At 59.2% G+C, this 20,760-nt stretch carries 18 protein-coding genes; 10 read left to right on the forward strand and 8 right to left on the reverse strand.

Annotated features, from left to right (window positions below; translation table 11 throughout):
• Window positions 1-11 precede the first annotated feature (11 nt).
• The 3 genes from AC6I8W_RS06775 to AC6I8W_RS06785 are packed head-to-tail and all read left to right on the forward strand — an operon-like array spanning window position 12 to window position 3,079.
• Window positions 12-857, forward strand: a complete 846-nt coding sequence (locus AC6I8W_RS06775) for a polysaccharide deacetylase family protein (protein WP_497837491.1) — start codon at window positions 12-14, stop codon at window positions 855-857.
• Complete coding sequence (locus AC6I8W_RS06780; RefSeq protein WP_497837492.1) at window positions 850-1,728, forward strand: polysaccharide deacetylase family protein; 879 nt, start codon at window positions 850-852, stop codon at window positions 1,726-1,728. The genes AC6I8W_RS06775 and AC6I8W_RS06780 overlap by 8 nt, the downstream gene beginning before the upstream one ends.
• Window positions 1,721-3,079, forward strand: a complete 1,359-nt coding sequence (locus AC6I8W_RS06785) for an MmgE/PrpD family protein (protein ID WP_497837493.1) — start codon at window positions 1,721-1,723, stop codon at window positions 3,077-3,079. Before AC6I8W_RS06780 ends, AC6I8W_RS06785 begins: the two co-directional genes overlap by 8 nt.
• Before the next feature lie 89 nt (window positions 3,080-3,168).
• On the opposite strand, the gene AC6I8W_RS06790 is transcribed toward AC6I8W_RS06785, so the two are convergent.
• A complete protein-coding gene (locus tag AC6I8W_RS06790; protein ID WP_497837494.1) occupies window positions 3,169-4,254 on the reverse strand; it encodes an iron-containing alcohol dehydrogenase family protein in 1,086 nt (361 codons plus the stop codon).
• Window positions 4,251-5,210, reverse strand: a complete 960-nt coding sequence (speB, locus tag AC6I8W_RS06795; protein WP_497837495.1) for an agmatinase — start codon at window positions 5,208-5,210, stop codon at window positions 4,251-4,253. The genes AC6I8W_RS06790 and speB overlap by 4 nt, the downstream gene beginning before the upstream one ends.
• A gap of 220 nt (window positions 5,211-5,430) precedes the next feature.
• Between speB and AC6I8W_RS06800 the strand changes: the two genes are divergently transcribed.
• From AC6I8W_RS06800 to ybiB, 4 genes are read left to right on the forward strand one after another with little or no spacing between them, the layout of a single operon-like run.
• Entirely contained in the window at window positions 5,431-6,327 is an 897-nt protein-coding gene (locus tag AC6I8W_RS06800; RefSeq protein ID WP_497837496.1) for a LysR family transcriptional regulator, read from the forward strand.
• A gap of 56 nt (window positions 6,328-6,383) precedes the next feature.
• Entirely contained in the window at window positions 6,384-8,534 is a 2,151-nt protein-coding gene (gene dinG, locus AC6I8W_RS06805) for an ATP-dependent DNA helicase DinG (RefSeq protein WP_497837497.1), read from the forward strand.
• A gap of 2 nt (window positions 8,535-8,536) precedes the next feature.
• Window positions 8,537-9,190 (forward strand): FMN-binding negative transcriptional regulator, encoded by a 654-nt coding sequence (locus tag AC6I8W_RS06810; RefSeq protein WP_497837498.1) that lies wholly within the window; start codon window positions 8,537-8,539, stop codon window positions 9,188-9,190.
• A complete protein-coding gene (gene ybiB, locus AC6I8W_RS06815) occupies window positions 9,177-10,145 on the forward strand; it encodes a DNA-binding protein YbiB (RefSeq protein ID WP_497837499.1) in 969 nt (322 codons plus the stop codon). Before AC6I8W_RS06810 ends, ybiB begins: the two co-directional genes overlap by 14 nt.
• 3 nt (window positions 10,146-10,148) lie before the next feature.
• On the opposite strand, the gene AC6I8W_RS06820 is transcribed toward ybiB, so the two are convergent.
• From AC6I8W_RS06820 to hutH, 3 genes are all read right to left on the reverse strand, one after another.
• Window positions 10,149-11,306, reverse strand: a complete 1,158-nt coding sequence (locus tag AC6I8W_RS06820) for a M20 aminoacylase family protein (RefSeq protein WP_497837500.1) — start codon at window positions 11,304-11,306, stop codon at window positions 10,149-10,151.
• Between the two features lie 243 nt (window positions 11,307-11,549).
• Window positions 11,550-13,235, reverse strand: coding sequence for a urocanate hydratase (hutU, locus tag AC6I8W_RS06825; RefSeq protein ID WP_497838122.1), 1,686 nt, complete (start codon window positions 13,233-13,235; stop codon window positions 11,550-11,552).
• A gap of 11 nt (window positions 13,236-13,246) precedes the next feature.
• A complete protein-coding gene (gene hutH / locus AC6I8W_RS06830; RefSeq protein WP_497837501.1) occupies window positions 13,247-14,803 on the reverse strand; it encodes a histidine ammonia-lyase in 1,557 nt (518 codons plus the stop codon).
• Window positions 14,804-15,120: 317 nt separating this feature from the next.
• Here hutH and hutC point away from each other — a divergent pair, with 317 nt between their 5' ends.
• Window positions 15,121-15,876, forward strand: a complete 756-nt coding sequence (gene hutC / locus AC6I8W_RS06835; RefSeq protein WP_013508421.1) for a histidine utilization transcriptional repressor HutC — start codon at window positions 15,121-15,123, stop codon at window positions 15,874-15,876.
• Here hutC and AC6I8W_RS06840 read toward each other — a convergent pair.
• Window positions 15,860-16,402 (reverse strand): HutD/Ves family protein, encoded by a 543-nt coding sequence (locus tag AC6I8W_RS06840; RefSeq protein WP_497837502.1) that lies wholly within the window; start codon window positions 16,400-16,402, stop codon window positions 15,860-15,862. The two genes, hutC and AC6I8W_RS06840, sit on opposite strands and share 17 nt — an antisense overlap.
• Window positions 16,399-17,754: a formimidoylglutamate deiminase gene (locus tag AC6I8W_RS06845; RefSeq protein WP_497837503.1), complete on the reverse strand. Its 1,356-nt coding sequence runs from the start codon at window positions 17,752-17,754 to the stop codon at window positions 16,399-16,401. Before AC6I8W_RS06845 ends, AC6I8W_RS06840 begins: the two co-directional genes overlap by 4 nt.
• An 88-nt stretch (window positions 17,755-17,842) precedes the next feature.
• Here AC6I8W_RS06845 and hutI point away from each other — a divergent pair, with 88 nt between their 5' ends.
• Both hutI and hutG read left to right on the forward strand, forming a co-directional pair.
• Entirely contained in the window at window positions 17,843-19,060 is a 1,218-nt protein-coding gene (gene hutI, locus AC6I8W_RS06850) for an imidazolonepropionase (RefSeq protein WP_497837504.1), read from the forward strand.
• Window positions 19,057-19,845, forward strand: a complete 789-nt coding sequence (gene hutG / locus AC6I8W_RS06855; RefSeq protein WP_497837505.1) for an N-formylglutamate deformylase — start codon at window positions 19,057-19,059, stop codon at window positions 19,843-19,845. The genes hutI and hutG overlap by 4 nt, the downstream gene beginning before the upstream one ends.
• Window positions 19,846-19,991: 146 nt before the next feature.
• On the opposite strand, the gene AC6I8W_RS06860 is transcribed toward hutG, so the two are convergent.
• The gene (locus tag AC6I8W_RS06860) at window positions 19,992-20,624 is read right to left on the reverse strand and encodes a flavin reductase family protein (RefSeq protein ID WP_497837506.1); all 633 of its coding nucleotides are present in this window, start codon (window positions 20,622-20,624) and stop codon (window positions 19,992-19,994) included.
• Between the last annotated feature and the right edge of the window lie 136 nt (window positions 20,625-20,760).

Genomic DNA, 20,760 nt, shown 5'->3' on the forward strand with positions numbered 1-20,760 from the left:
AGGAGGCGCTGATGCAACAACCGGGCGCAGTGCGCTGGCCAGAAGGCAAGCGCGGCTGTATGGCGCTGGCGTTTGATCTTGATGGTCCCACCGGCGATGCCATGTTGAATGGCAGCCTGTGGTCGACGCCAGAGTATTTCACCTTTGGTGCTTACGGGCCGTACCGCGCGCTCGGGCGTTTGCTCGATCTGCTGCGGGCGTTCCAGCTGCCCGCCACCTTCTTTGTTCCCGCGTGGGTGGTGGAGCAGTGGCCGCAGCAGTGTCAGGCGATTATCGAACAAGGCCACGAAGTGGCTTATCACGGTTATCGCCATGAATCTTTCTGGTCGATCTCACCTGAAGAACAACGGGCGGTGATGGCGAAATCGGCGGCGATCTTTAAGCAATATCTCGGTATTACCGCCTGTGGTTTCCGTACGCCGTCAGGCGACTGGCATGCGGAAACGCCGCAGATCCTGCGTGAAGCTGGGGTGATCTACTCCAGCAGCATGCGCGGCGACGATCGTCCGTACAGCATTCCGGTAGCCGGGCACACGCCGCTGGTGGAGATCCCCGGCAAATGGGAGATGGATGATTACGCCTCGCTGGCCTATACGCGCCAGCCGGACTTTCCGAAAGGTGGCGATCGCATTGCCAGCTATGCTCATACCCGCGACAACTGGCAGCGCGAATTTGATGGCGCGATGGATGAAGGTTTGTGCCTGACCACCTTGTTCCATCCCAAAATCTCCGGCCAGCCAGGGCGTTTGCTGCTGCTGGAGCAGCTGTTTGAACATATGACTGCTCGCGATGACGTGTGGTTTGCGCGCTGCGATGCGGTGGCGCAGTGGTACTTGCAGGAGCAGCAGCATGACTGAATCTTCCCGCTGGCCGCTGGGCTTCCAGTCGGCAGCGATTATCACCATCGATTTTAACGATATTCACGGCATTCTCACCCAGGCTCCGGCGGTGGCAGGGCGCGACAAAACCCTGTCGGTGTGGCGCTATGGCACGCTGCGTGGCGTCGAGCGTTTGCTGAGCCTGCTGGCGGAAAAACAGCTGAAAGCCAGCTGGTGCTTACCGGCGATTGTGGCGGAGGAGCAGCCAGCGCTGGTACAACGCATTATCGCTGACGGCCATGAAATCGCCTGTAGCGGCGACCGTCATGAAGACTTCTCCAGCCTGACGCTGGAGCAGCAGATCGCCAGCATCACGCGCGGCTGCGACAAACTGGCGCAGATCACCGGTCAAGCGATACAGGGTTTTCGTACCCCGGCAGGGCAGTGGAAACCGGGCCTCGCTCAGGCGCTGATTGAGCGGGGCATTCGCTGGTCTTCCAGCTGGCGCGGTGATGACCTGCCCTATTTCCACCCCGGCACACGGCTGGTGGAACTGCCGATGCATTATACGCTGGAAGACGAACCCTATTTTGCCTTTAACCTCAGCCCGGCGATTCCGCCGGGGCAGTCGCGTATCGCCCCCTACGGCGAAACCCTCGATAACCTGACCCAGGATTTTCGCGGTTTCCACCGCTTTGGCCTGTGCTACCTGCTGCGTCTGCACCCGGAAATCATCGGTACGGCCGGACGCATTGGTCTGCTGCGATCGCTTCTCGACACGCTGCAACAACACAACGTGTGGATCGCCACCGCGCAACAAGTGGCCGCGCATTGGCAGAGCCAGCCCGACAACGGCCCGGATCATCCGGCTGAAGTCTTCACCCGCGTGACCGGAGAGATCAATGCTTAATCAGTTGGCGAGTTTTATCGCTGAAACCCGTTTTGACCAACTGCCCGTGGCACTGGTGGAACAGGCTAAACGTCACTTCCTCGATACCCTGGGCGCCTCGCTGGCGGGCAGTGATAGCCCGATCTGGCGCGAATGCCTGGCATTGGTCGAGGCCGAGGGCGGTTATGCTCAGGCGCAGGTGTGGGGCAGTGCGCAACAGGTCAATGCCCGTCAGGCGGCGTGGCTGAACGGCGTAGCGGCGCATATGTACGAGCTGGACGACACTGGTGGCTGCGATCATTCCGGCGCGGTGGTGATCCCGGCGCTGCTGGCAGTGTTGCCGTTGGCACCGCAGCCGGTGAGTGGTCAGGCGCTGCTCACCGCGATGGTCATCGGTTATGACATCGGTCGCCGGGTGCTGGAAGCTTGCGGCGGTTATTCGGCGCATAACGGCGCGGGCTGGCACTCCACCGCCAGTTGTGGCGTCTTCGGCGCGGCGGCGGCGGTGTGTTCGTTGCTGCAACTCAGTTCGGCACAAAGCGCCTCGGCACTGGGGATTGCGGCGAGCTTTAGCGGTGGGCTGTGGGGGTTTATTCACGACGGCTCACACACCAAAAAACTGCATGCAGCGCGTGCGGCAGAGGGCGGGGTGCAGGCAGCACTGCTGGCGCAGCGTGGCATCAATGGTCCCGCGGCGGTATTTGAGCCGCGTTGGGGTGGTTTCCTGCAAACCCTGGCCGCAGACACGCAGCAACCTGAGGCGTTGGTGGCCGATCTGGGCGTGGTGTGGAAGCTGGCGCGTTGTTCGATCAAACCCTATGCGGCCTGTCGCGGCACCCATTCGGCGATTGATGCGCTAGGTATTATGCTGCAACAGCAACCGCTGACGACGACGGACATTGCACGCATTGTGGTGGGGTTGAACCCGTTTTTGCTGGAGATGTGCGGCACCCGTGATGTCGCCAGCCTGGCGGCGGCGCAGATGAGTTTGCCATATGCGCTGACGGCGCGCGCGCTGTATGGCGCGGCTGACTTAGCCAGCTATGATGATGCTAAACGCCAACATCCTGACGCAGAAGCGCTGATGGCGCGGGTGGAGTTGGTGATCGACCCGGAGCAGGACCGTGATGCCGAACCCTGGGTGCGGCTGGAGACGGTGCAGGGCGCGCAGTGGCAGCAGCATGTGGCGGTGCCCTCTGGTGCGCCCGCTAACCCGCTGAGCCTGGACGCGCTACTGGAGAAATACCGTAGCCTGGCGGTGCGCGTGCTGCCAGAAGCGCAGGTGGCGCAGTTGGAAGCGGTTTGTATGGCGCTGGATGGCATCAGCGACGTCACTGAAGTTACGATGTTGTTGGCAGTTAACGCTCAGTAAATCCGCGCGATAAATCGTTCCGTAGCGGCGCGATTTATCGCGCCATCTCGTGCACGATGTGGGAAAAAACCGCGCGATGAATCGCGTCGCTACACTTGTATTGCCAATTTTTCAACGCGTGCGATTGCCGCCAGCAACCGTTCTTCCGTCACCGTTTCCGCCATATTTGCCATATCCGGCGCATGTACCGACTCCCGCACAATCAGCGCCAGCTCGGCAGCATCCAGATCGGCAATTTCGCCAAGTTGCAGCGGCACGCCACAATCGCGTGCCAGACGCATTTCCGCCAGCACTTCATCGTCGCTGCGATGCTCCAGTGCCAGCAGGCACAGGTTGCCGAAGCCGACCAACAGGCCATGACCAAACTCGCGCGTCTTATCGCAGAAGGTAAAGCCTTCGTAGATGGCATGCGAGGCTGCGGCGTGCGCACCGTTGCTCATCAGCGAGGTTAACCCGGCCCAGGTAAAAATGGCGTCCAGAACCTGATCCAGTGATGCACCGTTTTCACCGCGCAGCACGGCGGCATAGGCGGCCTGGCCGTGTTCGGCAATCACGTCATAGCAGATCTTGCTGTGCGCCAGTGATGACAGCGCGTTGCCTTCTTTTGCCGGATGACGGGTGCTGACGGCGCGAAATTCATACCATTTCGCCAGGGTATCGCCCAGCCCGGCAGCCAGCCAGCGCGGAGGTGCTTTTGCCAGCAGCGTGCTGTCAATCACCACCGCTGCCGGTGCCTGCGGCAACGGGAAGATATCAAAGAAGTTGCCGTTATCATCGTAGCGAATGCTTAGCGGTGTTACCGCCGAACAGGTCGCCGCGATGGTGGGGATGGTCACTACCGGCAGGCCAAGCTGTGCCGCTACCGCTTTACAGGTATCCAGCGATTTACCGCCGCCGACACCGATAATCACCTCCGTCTGCAACTCGGTAGCGATGGCCGCCAGCCGGTTGATGTGGTTGATCGAGGTTTCACCGCCAAACCACTCCTGCGCCAGCAGCGTCACATCTGCCGCCAGTAGTTGGGCGCGCACCTGGGCTTCCACCGCATGCAGTGCCTGATGGCCGCCGATCAGCAGCGCCCGCTGCCCAAGGCTGGCACAGATTTCACCCAACTGATTAATCACCCCCGCACCGCGCAATACGCGGGCCGGGAACACCAGATTCATTTGTGTCATTGCTTCTTCTCTGTGTAACGGACGCCGGGCAACACGCACAGCATCTCATAAAGGATATTGGCTGCCAGCTGTGAGGTCATGCCGCTTTGGTCATACGGCGGTGATACTTCCACCAGATCGCCACCCACCAGATTCAAACCGCGACAGCCACGCACGATCTCCAGCCCTTGCATCGAGGTCAGTCCACCCACTTCCGGCGTGCCGGTGCCGGGTGCCCAGGCGGGATCAAAGCTGTCGATATCGTAGGAAAGATACACCGGGCCACTGCCGATGCGGGCGCGTACCTCCGCCATCAGTGGCGTCAGCGAACGATGCCAGCATTGCTCGGCGGGGATCAGTTGGAAGCCCTGATCAATGCCCCATTGAAAATCATCAGCGGCATAGCCCTGCGCGCGTTGTCCAATCTGTACCACGCGCTGGCAATCGAGCAAACCTTCTTCCACCGCGCGGCGGAAGGTGGTGCCGTGGGCGATTTTCTCACCAAACATCTCATCGTTGGTGTCGGTATGGGCATCCACGTGGATCAGCCCCATCGGACCATGTTTTTTCGCCAACGCGCGCAGAATCGGCAACGTCAGGGTGTGGTCGCCGCCCAGCGTCAGCGGAATCAGCGGCCATGAGTTTAGATCGCTGTAAAACGCTTCAATAATATCCACCGATTTCAGCAGGCTGTAAGTATTGATCGGCACATCGCCAAGATCGCCGACGCGCAGCGAATCAAACGGCGCTGCCCCGGTTGCCATATTGTAAGGACGGATCATCACCGAATCGGCGCGGATGGCGCGTGGCCCGTAACGGGTGCCACTGCGCTGCGAGGTGCCGATATCCAGCGGGATGCCGATAAACGCCACATCCAGATCGGCGGGGGACTCACTGGCCGGTAAACGCATCATGGTGCCGCGTCCGGCGAAACGCGGCATCTCATTGCCGCCCTGCGGTTGGGGAAAATGGGTCATGACCGGCTCCTTAAATTGAACAGGCTGACATCATTACCCGGCGGCCCTGCGGGAAAAATCCTTGACAGCAGATAATCACTTCAGAGATTACTTAACTTTAACCAGCAATCTCTGAAGAAAAAGGGAGAGACTAACGTAGCGGCGCGATTTATCGCGCAGGTTTTTCCGCCAGCATGCACAGGATTGCGCGATAAATCGCGCCGCTACGGGGAATTTTACTATGCAAACATTACCCAATCTTAAACTGCTCCAGGTATTCGCCAGCGTGGTAGAAAACCAGGGCTATTCGCGCGCCCAGCAGGCGTTGAATATGACCACCCCGGCCATCAGCGCCTATATGAGCGAACTGGAAACCCAACTCGGTTTCATTCTCTGTCAGCGCGGGCGCGGCGGTTTTACCCTGACCAGCAAAGGGGAGCAGTTTTACCGCTACAGTCAGGAGATGCTGGCGACGCTGGCCGGTTGGCAGGAGCAGGTAGAGACGCTGAAAAGCGCACAGGGCGGCACCTTTTCCCTTGGCGTGGTGGATGCCACCGTTACCGACAGCACGCTGGATTTACCCGCTGCCATCGCCCGTTTTAATCAACGTTTTCCGGCGGTGTTTTTCAACCTCAGCGTGCGCGATCCCAATGAGCTGCAACAACAATTGCTGGAAGATCGGCTCGATTTGGCAATCGGTCACTTTCCCCTACGCGCCAGCAACCTGGTGACGATTCCGCTGTACGAAGAACAACATTGGTTATATTGCAGCCCGCAGCATACGCTGGCGCAGGGCGCGCCTGATGTGCGTACCGTGCAACAAACTGGCATGGTGACGCGGCGTTACTGGAACCAGCAGGAATTGAATAAACGCGGCTTTCGTCAGACCAATGCGTCGGTGGAGAGTATCGAGGCGCAGCTGACGCTGATCCTCAGTGGGCGGTTTATCGGCTATCTGCCGGAACACTACGCGCGTAGCTGGGAGCAGCAGGGGGCGCTCTGTCGCCTGCTGCCGCAGCATTTCCACTTCCGCGCGCCGTTTTCCTTTGCGTTCCGCCGTGGGCGTGCGCGCGAAACGCTGATCCGCGCCATGCGTGAAATCCTGAATCCAGCACGAAAAAATAGCAGCGAAAGCTGACGCTGCGGCGATACTGTGTAAAAATACAGGCAATTTCCCGTAAGAAGTCAATGATAATGGCCCTGACAGCAGCGATAAAAAGCCAGATTGCGCAATGGTATAAGGCGCTGCAACAGCAGGTTCCTGACTTTATTCCGCGTGCGCCACAGCGTCAGATGATCGCCGAAGTGGCGAAAAGCCTGGCCGGTGACGAAGGCCGTCACCTGGCGATTGAAGCGCCCACCGGGGTGGGTAAAACCCTGTCGTATCTGATTCCTGGCATTGCCGTCAGCCGTGCGGAAGAGAAGCGGCTGGTAATCAGTACCGCCAACGTGGCGTTGCAGGATCAAATCTTCAGTAAGGACCTGCCGTTACTGAAAAAAATCATTCCCGATCTTACCTTTACCGCCGCATTTGGGCGTGGGCGCTACGTCTGTCCGCGCAACCTTGCCGCGCTGGCGGCCAGCGAAGACCAGCAGGGCGATTTGCTGTTGTATCTCGATGAAGAAGCGGTGACTGGCTCCAAAGAGGAGCAGAAACTGTGTGCCGGGCTGGAAAAACAACTCAGCTGCTATCAGTGGGATGGGTTGCGGGATCATACCGATGTCGCCATCAATGACAGCCTGTGGCAGCGCCTGTCCACCGACAAAGCCAACTGCCTGGGCCACCACTGCCGCTGGTATCGCGAATGCCCGTTCTTTGTGGCACGGCGTGAGATCGAACAGGCCGATGTGGTGGTGGCGAACCACGCGTTGGTGATGGCGGCAATGGAAAACGAGTCGGTGCTGCCGCCCGCGAAACATCTGATGTTGGTGTTGGACGAAGGCCATCATCTGCCAGAAGTGGCGCGCGATGCGCTGGAGATGAGTGCAGAGATCACCCCTGGCTGGAGCAGCCTGCAACTGGATTTGTTTGTGCGTCTGGTGGAAACCATCATGGCGCAGTTCCGCCCTAAATCCCCGCCACCGCTGACCAATCCGGAACGGTTGAAAGGTCACTGCGACGAGCTGCGCGAACTGTTGCAGACGCTATGCAACGCACTGAACCCGCTGCTGCCCGCCCATAACCAGCCGGGCGAGTTTCGCTTTGTGCTGGGTGCATTACCGGAAGAGTTGCTGACGATGTGCGCGCGGTTGTTCAAACTCAGCGACGCGCTACGTGGTCTGGCGGAAGGATTGCTGAATGAGCTGGGCGATCAAACCGGTAAGGCCGACATCATGCGGCTGCATAAAGCGATTTTGCAGCTTAACCGTCACTTTGGCTGGTTTGAATCCATCAGCAAGCTGTGGCGACTGGCAGCGATGGAGAAAGCCTCTAACGCGCCGGTCTCCAAATGGGTAACGCGCGAACTGCGCGACGGGCAGGCGCATTTATTGTTTCACTGCGCCGGGATTCGCGTCAGCGATCAGCTGGAGAAACTGCTGTGGCGCAAAATTCCCCATGTGGTGGTGACGTCCGCCACGTTGCGTTCGCTGAATAGCTTTAACCGGCTCCAGGAGATGTCAGGGCTGAATGAGAAGGCGGGCGACCGCTTTGTGGCGCTCGACTCACCGTTTCAGCATGTCGACCAGGGCAAGCTGGTGATCCCACAGATGCAGTATGAACCGCTGATGAGCCACGAAGCGGATCACATCGCCGAGATGGCCCGTTTTTTCCGCGCGCAGATGGCGGAAGAGAAACATAAAGGGGTACTGGTGTTGTTCGCCAGTGGCCGTGCCATGCAGCAGTTTCTCACGCACGTTACCGACTTGCGCCTGTCGATGCTGGTGCAGGGAGACCAGCCACGTTATCGGCTGGTGGAGCTGCATCGTCAACGGGTGGAGCAGGGGAAAACCAGCATTCTGGTCGGCCTGCAATCCTTTGCCGAGGGGCTGGATCTGAAAGGCGATCTATTGACGCAGGTGCATATTCATAAAATCGCTTTTCCCCCGGTGGACAGTCCGGTAATTTTGACTGAAGGGGAGTGGCTGAAGAGCCTCAGACGCTACCCGTTTGAAGTACAAAGTTTACCCAGCGCCTCATTTACCCTGATCCAGCAGGTAGGCCGCCTGATTCGCAGTCATCAATGCTTCGGTGAAATCGTCATTTACGATCGACGCTTAATCAGCAAGCCCTATGGCAGCCGTCTGCTGGCTGCATTGCCGGTGTTCCCGATTGAACAGCCGCCAATGCCTGAGGCGACATCCGAGGCAGCGCCACGCAGAAGGCGCGCAAGCAGAAGGAGTTGAGCATGTTGTACACGCCACGGGCGTTTAACCAGCCAGATGCCGAAGCGCAGCGTCAACTGGTACTACGCCATCCGCTGGGTTTGTTGCTATCTAACGGAACTGATGGTCCGCTGGCGACGCCGTTGCCGTTTTTATTACAGGTCGACGCGCAGGGCGAGTGGGTGTTACAGGGACATTTATCGCGTGCTAACCCGCATCTGAAAGCGCTGGAAGATGGCGCAACAGTACTGGTGGTGTTCCAGGGCGAACAGGGCTATATCACCCCAGCCTGGTATGAAGAAAAGGCACGCAGCGGCAAAGCGGTACCGACCTGGAACTACCTGACGCTGCACTGCCGTGGTTCGCTTATCCGCCATGACAATGCGGATTGGCTACGGGCGCAGGTATCGGCGTTGACCGGGCAGCAGGAGCAGGGCATGCCACAGCCGTGGGCGGTGAGCGATGCGCCCGCAGCGTACCTCGACAGCATGATCAAAGCGATTGTCGGGGTGGAAATTCGCGTGACCCAACGTGAAGGTAAGTGGAAACTCAATCAAAACCGCAGCCTGACGGATCGCCAGCAGGTGGCAGACGGTTTAGCACAACAAAACAACACCCCTTTGGCCACCGAGATGCGGCGTAACCTGGCAGCGGAAACCCCTGATGGAACTGAATAAAATTATTAAAGAAATCGGGCGCGGGAAAAATCACGCGCGCGATATCGATTTTGACACCGCCGTGGCGCTGTACAGCGCGATACTGGCGGGAGAGGTGCCGGATCTCGAGCTGGGTGGTGTGCTGATTGCGCTACGTATCAAGGGGGAAGGCGAGGCAGAGATGCGCGGCTTTTATCAGGCGATGCAGCAACAGATGATGCGCCTGCATGCGCCTGCTGGTCGTCCGATGCCGATCGTCATTCCCAGCTATAACGGCGCACGCCGCCAGGGCAACCTGACACCGTTGCTGGCGTTGCTGCTGGTCAAACTCGGCTTTCCGGTGTTGATGCATGGCATCAGTGATGACCCGACGCGCGTCACCAGTGAAGCGGTGCTGGCGGCGCTGGATATCAACCCGGTGACCAGCGTACAACAGGCGCAGGCACAGTTGGATAACGGCGAGCTGGCGTTTATCACTATCGATCATCTGTGCCCGCCGATGGCGAAACAGCTGTCGCTACGCTGGCGCATGGGGGTGCGGAATAGCGCACATACGCTGGCGAAACTGGCGACGCCGTTTGCTGAGCGGGCGGCGCTGCGGATTGCCAGCGTATCCCACCCGGAATATGTGCCGCGTGTCGGCAAATTCTTTCAGGATATCGATGCGCCCGGATTGCTGCTGAACGGCACTGAAGGGGAGGTCTACGCTAACCCGCAACGCTGCCCGGCAATCAGCTACATTCAGGGTGCCAATGCGGAGGCGGAAGAGTGGGTTGCGCGTCAACCGGAGTGGGAGGTTGAACTGCCAGTGTCTAAAAGCGCGCTGGATACCGCAAGCTGGATCCGAGCAGTGCTGGCAGGGGAACGTGTGGTGCCACAGGCGTTGCGTTTGCAGCTGGCCTGCTGCCTGGTCGCCAGCGGTGAAAGCGCCAGCCTGGCTGATGCGGAACAGCGTCTTAACCAGGCGGGAATTTGAGAATCAGGCTTTTTTCAGCGTACTCTCCACCAACTGCTGCCAGAAGGTGATGCCGATGGGCAGCAGTTCATCATTGAAGTCGTAGCTGGCGTTGTGCAGTGGTGCCGACGGTGTGGCACCATCGGCACCCAGCCAGAAGTAGGCACCCGGACAGGCTTCCAGCATACAGGCGAAATCCTCAGACGCCATCGACGGATTCACCTGCCAGTGTACCAGTTGCTCGCCAAGTAAGTTTACCGCTGCCTGACGCACCTGTTCAGCCGGTTGTGGATGGTTGGCGGTGACCGGATAGCCCGGATACCAGTGAATCTCACCGCTGACGCCAAACGGGCGCGGCAGCGTGCTGACAAAATCCTCGATCAGGCCCCGTACCTTGTTACGCACGTCGGTTTGCAAGCAGCGCACCGTGCCGCGTAACACGATTTGTTCAGGGATGACGTTAATCGCCTCACCGCCATGAATTTGCGTTACGCTCACCACCGCCGATGCCAGCGGCGACAGACGGCGTGATGGAATGGTTTGCAGCGCCATAATCAGCTCAGCCGCCACCACCATCGGGTCAGCACCGCTTTCTGGCATCGCCGCATGGCAACTCTTGCCGTGCAGGGTGATTTCAAACGAATCAAGCGAGGCCATCATCGCCCCGGCATTCACCGCCAGCGATCCAACCGGCAGGCCGGGCCAGTTATGCATGGCGTAGACCGCATCCATCGGGAAGCGCTGGAACAGACCTTCTTCCACCATCTTGCGTGCGCCGCCCAGGTTCTCCTCGGCGGGCTGGAAGATAAAATGCACCGTGCCGCTGAACTGGCGCGTCGCCGCCAGATGACAGGCAGTCGCCAGCAGTACCGCCGTGTGACCATCATGACCACAGGCGTGCATCACGCCCTGGCGGGTCGATTTCCACTGTGGATCGCCTTTTTCCGTGATCGGCAGCGCATCCATATCCGCACGCAGGCCAATCACCGGTCCCGGGCCATTTTCCAGCGTGCCAATCACCCCGGTGCCCGCCAGCCCACGAAATACCTGCAAACCGGCATCGTTCAACACCTGCGCCACCAGTTCGCTGGTACGTTGTTCCTGGTAACCCAGTTCAGGATGTTGATGGAGCTGGCGACGCCAACGCAGGGCGTTTTCCAGCAGAGTGGCAGGCAGGGTCATAGGGCAGGATTCTCCATTATCAGCAGTACGTCCATGAGTAGGTACTGCAAAAAATTATCTTCTCACTGTAGTGGCAAGCGCGGGGCGGCGTCTATCGCGAAACGGGATAATTTGGCTATAGGCTATAGCCAAATGGAATAAAAAGTGACGTGAAAAGATAAAAGAACGCATGTAATCGTTGCGGCGCGATTTATCGCGCAAAGACAGGCAAAAAAATGGCGGGCCTGACGCCCGCCCTATAGGTTATTTCAGCATCGGCAGGTTCAGCCCATGCTCCTTCGCACAAGCCTGCGCCTGCTCGTATCCCGCATCCGCATGACGCATCACGCCGGTGGCCGGATCGTTCCACAACACACGTGCCAGGCGCACATCAGCTTCGGCACTGCCGTCGCAGACAATCACCACGCCAGCATGTTGCGAGAAGCCCATGCCCACGCCGCCGCCATGATGCAGGCTGACCCAGGTCGCACCGCCTGCGGTGTTCAGCAGGGCGTTGAGCAGCGGCCAGTCGGATACCGCATCCGAGCCATCTTTCATCGCTTCGGTTTCACGGTTCGGTGAGGCGACCGAGCCGCAGTCAAGGTGGTCACGACCAATCACAATCGGTGCTTTCAGCTCGCCATTGCGCACCATCTCGTTGAATGCCAGCGCCGCTTTATGACGCTCACCCAGCCCCAGCCAGCAGATACGAGCCGGTAAGCCCTGGAACGCGATACGCTCCTGCGCCATATCCAGCCAGCGATGCAGGGTCTTATGTTCCGGGAACAGTTCTTTCAGTTTGGCGTCGGTTTTATAGATATCTTCCGGATCTCCCGACAGCGCTACCCAACGGAACGGGCCTTTGCCTTCACAGAACAGCGGACGGATGTAGGCCGGTACAAAGCCCGGAAAATCAAAGGCGTTTTCCACCCCTTCATCCAGCGCCACCTGACGAATATTATTGCCGTAATCGACGGTCGGCACGCCCATATGACAGAAGTCGAGCATCGCCTGGACATGAGTCGCCATTGAGGCACGCGCCGCTTTTTCTACCACTTTCGGGTTGCTGGCACGCTCGGCCTGCCAGCGATCCACATCCCAGCCAATTGGCAAGTAACCGTTCACCGGATCGTGCGCGGAGGTCTGGTCGGTAACGATATCCGGTTTCATGCCGCCTGCTTTGGCACGTTTCACCAGTTCCGGCAGGATTTCCGCCGCATTGCCCAGCAGGCCAACCGAAATGGCTTTCTTCGCTTTGGTGGCGTCGTCGATCAGCTGCAACGCTTCGTCGAGGGTATAGGCTTTGTGGTCGACATAACGGGTGCGCAGACGGAAATCGATACGGGATTCCTGGCACTCGATCGCCAGCACGCAGGCACCGGCCAGTACGCCAGCCAGTGGTTGTGCGCCGCCCATGCCACCCAGACCGGCGGTCAGGATCCAGCGCCCGCTCAGATCGTTGTCGTAATGCTGGCGACCGGCTTCAACGAAGGTCTCGTAGGTTCCCTGCACGATGCCCTGGGCACCAATGTAGATCCAGGATCCGGCGGTCATCTGGCCGTACATCATCAGGCCAGCTTTATCCAGCTCGTGAAAATGATCCCAGGTCGCCCAGTGTGGCACCAGGTTGGAGTTGGCCAGCAGTACACGCGGCGCGTCGGCATGGGTACGGAATACGCCGACCGGTTTGCCCGACTGGATCAGCAAGGTCTCTTCCGGCTGCAATGCGCGCAATGAACGCAGAATCTGCTCGAAGCATTCCCAGTTACGCGCTGCTTTACCGATGCCGCCGTACACCACCAGATCTTCCGGGCGTTCGGCCACGTCGGGATCGAGGTTGTTCTGGATCATGCGGTAAGCCGCTTCAATCAGCCAGTTGGCGCAGTGCAGTTCACTCCCCTGCGGGGCACGGATTTCACGGGCAACTGCCTGGGTCAGAGTTTCGCTCATCATCAGTTCCTTTATTCAACATTGGTGGTGCGCATGCTCGGCAGCAGCGCAGAAAGTGCTTCCGGCCAGGCATTGCTGCTGGCCCACAGGCGCATGGTGTCAATATCCGGCGCCAGTAAACGGTCCTGATCGAGGAAGGCGACTTGTGCGCGGATGCGGCTCATCTCCTGCTCGATAGTATTGGAACTTTGCAGTGGGCGATGGAAATCAATGCCCTGCGCGGCAGCCATCGCTTCAATCCCTACTACGGCGGCGGTGTTGAAACACATGCTGCCGAGACGGCGCGCAGCATAGGTTGCCATCGAAACATGGTCTTCCTGGTTGGCGGAGGTCGGCAGGCTGTCGACGCTGCCTGGATGGGCCAGCGATTTGTTTTCCGACGCCAGTGCAGCTGCGGTCACCTGGGCAATCATAAAGCCCGAGTTCACGCCGCCATCATGCACCAGGAACGGTGGCAGACCGGATAAACCGGTATCCAGCAGCAGCGCCAGGCGACGTTCGGAAATCGCACCCACTTCGGCTACCGCCAGCGCGATAATATCGGCGGCAAATGCCACCGGTTCGGCGTGGAAGTTACCGCCGGAAATCACATCGCCGCTGTCGCTGAATACCAGCGGGTTATCTGAAGCGGCGTTGGCTTCAATCTGCAACACGCGCGCAGCGTGGCTCAGGTTATCCAGGCAAGCCCCCATCACCTGCGGAACGCAGCGGATTGAGTAGGGGTCTTGTACGCGGCCACAGTTGGCGTGTGAACTGAGAATTTCACTGCCTTCGAGCAGCGCGCTGACCGCAGCGGCGACACTGATTTGTCCCTGCTGCCCACGCGCCTGGTGGATACGTGCATCGAAAGGTTTAATCGAGCCTTTGATGGCTTCCAGCGACAGCGCACCGGCCATCAGTCCGGCGGCGAACAGGTTTTCCCCTTCAAACAGGCCACGTAACGCCAGCGCGGTGGAGACCTGGGTGCCGTTCAGCAGTGCCAGACCCTCCTTCGGGCCGAGCACAAATGGGGTCAGGCCGACGCGCGCCAGACCTTCGGTTGCCGGAATCAGTGCACCATCAACCCTGACCTGGCCTTCACCCAGCAGCATCAGCGACAGATGCGCCAGCGGAGCGAGGTCGCCGGAGGCGCCGACGGAACCTTTTTCCGGGATGCATGGCATCACACCGGCATTAAATAACGCCAGCAGCGCTTCGATCAGAGCGATGCGTACGCCGGAGTGGCCACGCGCCAGGCTGATGATCTTGGTGGCAACCACCAGACGGGTGACATTGTCAGGCAGCAGTTCGCCCAGGCCGACACTGTGTGACAGCACCAGATTACGTTGCAGCTCGGCAAGCCGACTCGCCGGGATTTGCGTCTGCGCCAGTTTGCCGAAGCCAGTGTTGATGCCGTACACCACGTTGCCTGAGGCGACGATGGCATCCACCGTGGCACTGGCGCGATCGATCGCGCCACGCGCTTCATCGGCCAGCGTTAATGCGACGCCACCCTGGTAAATCGCGCGCAGTGTGGCGAGGTCCACTTCACCGGGAACGAGGCGAATATTCTGAACCGAACCTGACATAGTCTACTCCTGTCTATACAAGTAAAGCGGCAATCACTGACAATGTTGGCTTGTGGAAGTTTTGTCGGCGATGCCATGAATAATGCGAGTGAAGCATAAGTGTCTATTCTTGTCTATACAAGTAGCAAGCGCTGTGCCAGATTGATCACATTCTGTGAACAGCGCGGTGATGCGGATGGATATCCAGGGCGCATGGCGCTTTGCACTGTAATAAGGCAAACGCTGCACAAGCAATGGGCCGGCTGCACTGTGGGATGTATATACATTTACCGCCTGAGACAGTAAACTCTGGGCATTATCAGGAAAAGGAACAGGATATGGTTGAGCAAACGGCAATAGCACAATTGGCCGCGGCCATGGGTGATGAGCCTGCGCCGATTTACCAGCGCGTTAAACAGGCAATCATCAGCCAGATCCGTGAAGGTCACTGGAAGGCCAATCAACGTGTACCCTCGGAAAGCGAGCTGGTTAATGAGCTGGGCGTCAGTCGCATGACCATCAACCGTGCGCTGCGCGAATTGACCAGCGAAGGTTTTCTGGTGCGTATGCAAGGCGTGGGCACCTTTGTCGCTGAGATGAAGGGTTACACCGCGATGCTGGAAGTGCACAACATCGCCGATGAAATCGCCCAGCGCGGTCATCGCCACAGCTGCAAAATTTTGTCGCTCGGGCAGATGAAGGCCGACCCCGAGCAGGCAGCAGTTCTCGGTTTATCCACCGGGCAGACCTTGTACCACTCACTGATTGTGCATTACGAAAACGATATGCCGGTGCAGTTGGAAGATCGTCTGGTGAATCCGCTGGTGGCACCGGATTATCTCAGCCAGGATTACCACCAGTTGACACCCTACACCTATTTGATGCGCGTCGCGCCGTTAACCGCAGGCGAACATATCGTTGAGGCGGTGTTGCCGGATTTGCGCCAGCGTAAGCATCTGGCGCTGGACGAGCACGAACCCTGTTTGCTGATCCGCCGTCAGACCTGGAGCGACACCAAAATCGTCACCTACGCGCGCCTGCTTTACCCTGGCTCGCGCTACAAGCTATTGGGCCGCTTCAGAGGACACGGCTGAGTGCGGTAAACAGCAGGCTGGCATCGGCAGAATGCGGTGCCAGCTGCGTCTCGTCGTCCAGCCACCACATCCCCTGATTGACCTCCAGCAACTCGCCTGCAGTGGTTTGCCAGACACCGGACAGCACCCAGGCGACGCCGTGTATGGCCTGCACCGCTTGCTGTTGCACCGTCACCTGTGCCTGCCAACTGTCACGCCGCGTCATGATATTGAAATCCTGACAGGCGCTCGCGCCGATACGGGCATCGATCGCCCATTCGCCCGGAAACGCCCATGGTTGATGTGGCTGAAGTTGTTGTTCGCCCTGCGCGCTGGTCAGTAACACGCTGTCACCGTGCAGCAGGGTGATCACCCGGTCGATGCCGGGGAAGGGGGAAAAGGGGCCGTCAGCGGCGATAGTAGCGATACTGGCGCGCCAGGCAAAATCCGCCGTGCCGGGCGGATAGCTGATGATCTCACGGGTCTCACCACCGCCGTTGCGCCAGCGGCTGACCGGTAAGGTGTCATAGGCGAAACGGGTTTTCATCGCAACGCCCTCATGGCTGCAGCAAAGCGTGCCGCACAGGCTTCTTCTGCCGGGTGCTGGCCTTGTTCAATCACCGCCTTGCCAGCAACAAACACATCGCGAATCTGCTCGCGTTGCCCGGCAAACAGCCAGCGGTTGAGCAGTGAGGCACTCTCCACGCTACTTAGCCAGGCATCTGCTTTCAGTACCAGCCAGTCGGCGCGCTTACCAACCGCCAGCTCACCGCTATTGATGCCACAGGCTTGCGCGCCACCCTGTGCCGCCTGTTGCCACAGCAGGTCGCCCACTGAAGCCTGGTCGGGAGTGGTGATGCGATTACGACGGCGATCGCGCAGCCGTTGGCCGTACTCCAGCCAGCGCAACTCCTCCAGCGTGCTGAGCGACACATGGCTGTCGGAGCCAATGCCCCAGCGTCCACCACGTGCAATGTACTCCACCGCCGGGAAGATACCGTCACCGAGGTTGGCTTCAGTGGTCGGACACAAACCGGCCACCGCGCCGCTGGCTGCCAGACGGGCGATTTCGTCATCATCGAGATGGGTGGCGTGGATCAGGCACCAACGTTGATCGACCGCAAAGCGATTCAGCAACCACGCCACCGGACGCTCGCCACTCCATGCCAGGCTGTCGTTCACTTCTTTCTCCTGCTCGGCCACATGGATATGCACCGGCAGATGATTCGGGCTGGCAGCCAGCACGTCACGCATCTGTGCTTCGTTCACGGCGCGCAGCGAGTGGAAGCACAGGCCATGATTAAACAGCGGTTTGTCGGCGACCCAAGATGCCAGCCGCTGCTGCTGTTGCAGATAGCTTTCGGTCTGTTGGATAAAACGGCGCTGACCATCGCTGGCCGGTTGTGAACCAAAACCGCTGTAGCTGTAGAGTACCGGCAGCAGCGTCTGGCCGATCCCGGCGGTTTCTGCGGCGGCCATCAGTTGTTGCAGCATGTCGTCATGTGGATAGGCTTTCCCGGCACCATCGTGATGCAGATAGTGGAACTCTGCCACCTGGCTGTAGCCGCCTTTCAGCATCTCGATATACAGCAGCGCGGCGATATCGCCCACCTGCTCGGGCGAAAGTCGCTGCACCATGCGATACATCAGATCACGCCAGGTCCAGAAACTGTCCTGTGGATCGCCGGCCACTTCCGCCAGCCCAGCCATGGCGCGTTGAAACGCATGCGAATGCAGATTGGCAATCGCCGGGATCACCGCTCCTGCCAGGCGTGTGGCATCATCGGGTTCGCTGTTGGGGGTGAGATCGGTAATCACTCCGGCGGAATTAACAGAAATCAGCACCTGCTCATGCCAGCCATCGGCCAGCAATGCCCGGGGGGCAAAAAAAGTCGTCATGGTTGATCCTACACGGCGGTTAGTTGTATATACATATACATACTTTGATGAGCAGTGTAAATCGCCAAAGGCGAAGGGGACACGGGGGATGGCAGAAGCGAAGCAGATCGACAGCCTGTGGCTGGGCGCGGATATTGTGACCATGCGCGAGGGCCGCTACAACCTGATTGCCGACGGTGCGCTGGCGGTGGATCAGGGCAAATTGGTGTGGGTAGGGCCGCGCAGGGAGCTACCGGCGTTTAACGCGCGACAGCAGCACCACTTCGACGGTGGCATTATCACGCCGGGTCTGGTGGATTGCCACACCCATCTGGTATTTGGCGGCGACCGCAGTGCGGAATTTGAGCAACGCCTGAACGGTGCCAGCTATGCTGAGATTGCCGCACAGGGCGGTGGCATCCTTTCCACGGTACGTGCGACCCGCGCTGCGACTCAGGAAGAACTGGTGGCTTCGGCACGCTGGCGTCTGGATCGCCTGCTGGCGGAAGGGGTGACAACGGTTGAGATCAAGTCCGGTTACGGGCTGGATGAAGCCAGCGAGCTAACGATGCTGCGCGCCATTCGCGAGCTGGCGCAAACCGTTCCCGCCGATGTGCTGGCGACTTGTCTGGCTGCGCACAGCTTCCCGCCCGAGTTCAAAGACAATCCGCAAGGGTGGGTGGATATTATTTGTGAGCGATTGCTGCCTCAGGTCAAGGCGGCAGGGCTGGCGGATGCGGTTGACGCGTTCTGCGAACATCTGGCGTTCTCGCCGCAACAGGTCAGCGCGGTGTTTGATAAAGCCAAAGCATTGGGGATGCCGGTGAAACTGCATGCTGAGCAGCTCTCCTCGCTGGGCGGTGCGGCTTTGGCCGCGAGTTACGGCGCACTGTCGGCAGACCACCTCGAATATGCCACCGAAAGCGATGTACAGGCGATGGCGCAGCATGGCACCGTTGCGGTGCTGCTGCCGGGCGCATTTTACCTGCTGCGTGAAACGCAGCGGCCACCGGTAGCGCTGTTCCGGCAGCACGGCGTGCCGATGGCGCTGGCCAGCGATGCCAATCCGGGGACATCACCGGCGCTGTCACTGCGCCTGATGTTGAATATGGGTTGCACGTTGTTCGGCATGACGCCGGAAGAGGCGCTGGCCGGTGTGACCCTGTGGGGCGCACAGGCGCTGGGTTTACAGCAGACGCATGGTTCGCTGGAGTCAGGCAAAGTGGCGAATTTCGTGCACTGGCCGCTGGCCCGTCCGGCGGAACTGGTTTACTGGTTGGGCGGCGAATTGCCGTGCCAGGTTATCTATCGTGGAGAAGCGCAATGACACCGTTTCATTTTACCGAAGGGAAGCTGCCGCTGCTGGTCAGCATTCCGCACGCCGGAACGCAACTGACGCCAGAAGTCGATGCCGGATTAAGTGATGCCGCCCGTGGTTTGCCGGATACCGACTGGCACATCCCGCTGCTGTACGATTTTGTGCGCGATCTCGGTGCCAGCGTGCTGATTGGGCACTACTCACGTTTTGTCATCGATCTTAACCGTCCACCGGACAATCAGCCGTTGTACACCACCGCCACCACCGGTTTGTACCCGGAGACGCTGTTTGATGGCACGCCGACCTTTGCGCCGGACAAAACGCCGACGGCAGAGCAGCGCAAGGGCTATCTGGATACGATCTGGCAACCTTACCATCAGCAGATTCAGCAGGAGCTGGCGCGTCTGAAAGCGCAACACGGCTACGCGCTGTTGTTTGATGCGCACTCCATCGCCTCGGTGATCCCACGTCTGTTTGAGGGCCGTCTGCCGGATTTGAATATCGGCACCAATCAAGGCACCAGTTGTTCACCGGCGGTGACGGCAGCGATTCAGGCGGTGTGCGCCGCACAAACCGAGTACAGCTGGGTGGTGAATGGGCGCTTCAAAGGCGGCTATATCACCCGAGCTTACGGGCAGCCAGAGCAGGGCGTGCAGGCGGTACAGCTGGAGTTGGCGCAGATAAATTATATGGATGAAACCCCGCCGTTTACCTGGCAGCAGGCACGTGCCGCGCAGCTGCAGAAGGTGTTGAAGCCCTTGTTACAGGCGTTTTTGCAGCAGGGTAAACCGTAAAACCCGCACGATAAATCGTGCCGCTACACATGTTTGCATGTTACCGTAGCGGCGCGATTTATCGCGCAATATGTTGCTGCTTCGCTGTGCGCAGAGAACCTTCAGCTGGTACAACCGGCGGTGCAGGTCCTCAAAGCCTGGCGGGTTTAAGGGCGACGCGCATCCGGTCGCACCAAATCAAAGCGCAACGCTTCACTGATGCCATAGTAGGCCGAAGGGCCACCGGCACGCAGGATCGGTTGCGCTTTCGTGGTTTGGTAGATGCCGTTTTCCAGCAGTTGCTCATCAATATGAATCGCCACCACTTCACCCAGCACCAGCCAACTGTCCAGTTCCGTACCTTGCACATCCTGCAAGCGGATGCATTGCGTCAGCCGACACTCAAAGTTGACCGGACTTTCTGCCACCATGCTGACGTTGACATGCGAGGCGGGGATCGGGGTCAAACCCGCCAGCGCAAACTCATCCTGTTCCGGCGGTACTGAGGCGGAGCTTTCGTTCATCGCTTCGGCCAGCGGACGCGTCGCCAGGTTCCAGACAAATTCTTTGCTTTCGCTGATATTGCGCACGCTGTCTTTCCAGGCGCTGCTGGCAAAACCAATGATCGGCGGATGGTAGTTGAAGCAGTTAAAAAAACTGTAAGGTGCAAGGTTGCGCACCCCTTTGGCACTTTGCGAGCTGATCCAGCCAATGGGACGTGGGCCGATGATGGCGTTGAGGGGATCGTGCGGTAAACCGTGACCGGCACGCGGTTGGTAAGAATAGCGCTGGCGCGTCATAACATCTCCTGGCATGGGGTAAACCGCGCAATAAATAACGGTACGAATGCGTAGCGGCGCGATTTATCGCGCAATAAATTGCGCCGCTACAGAATGTAACAGCGTAACGCAAAACGGGCAGGAATTTTCTTTTTTG

The organism is Pantoea sp. X-Soil-TKNS-1211 (assembly GCF_059730495.1).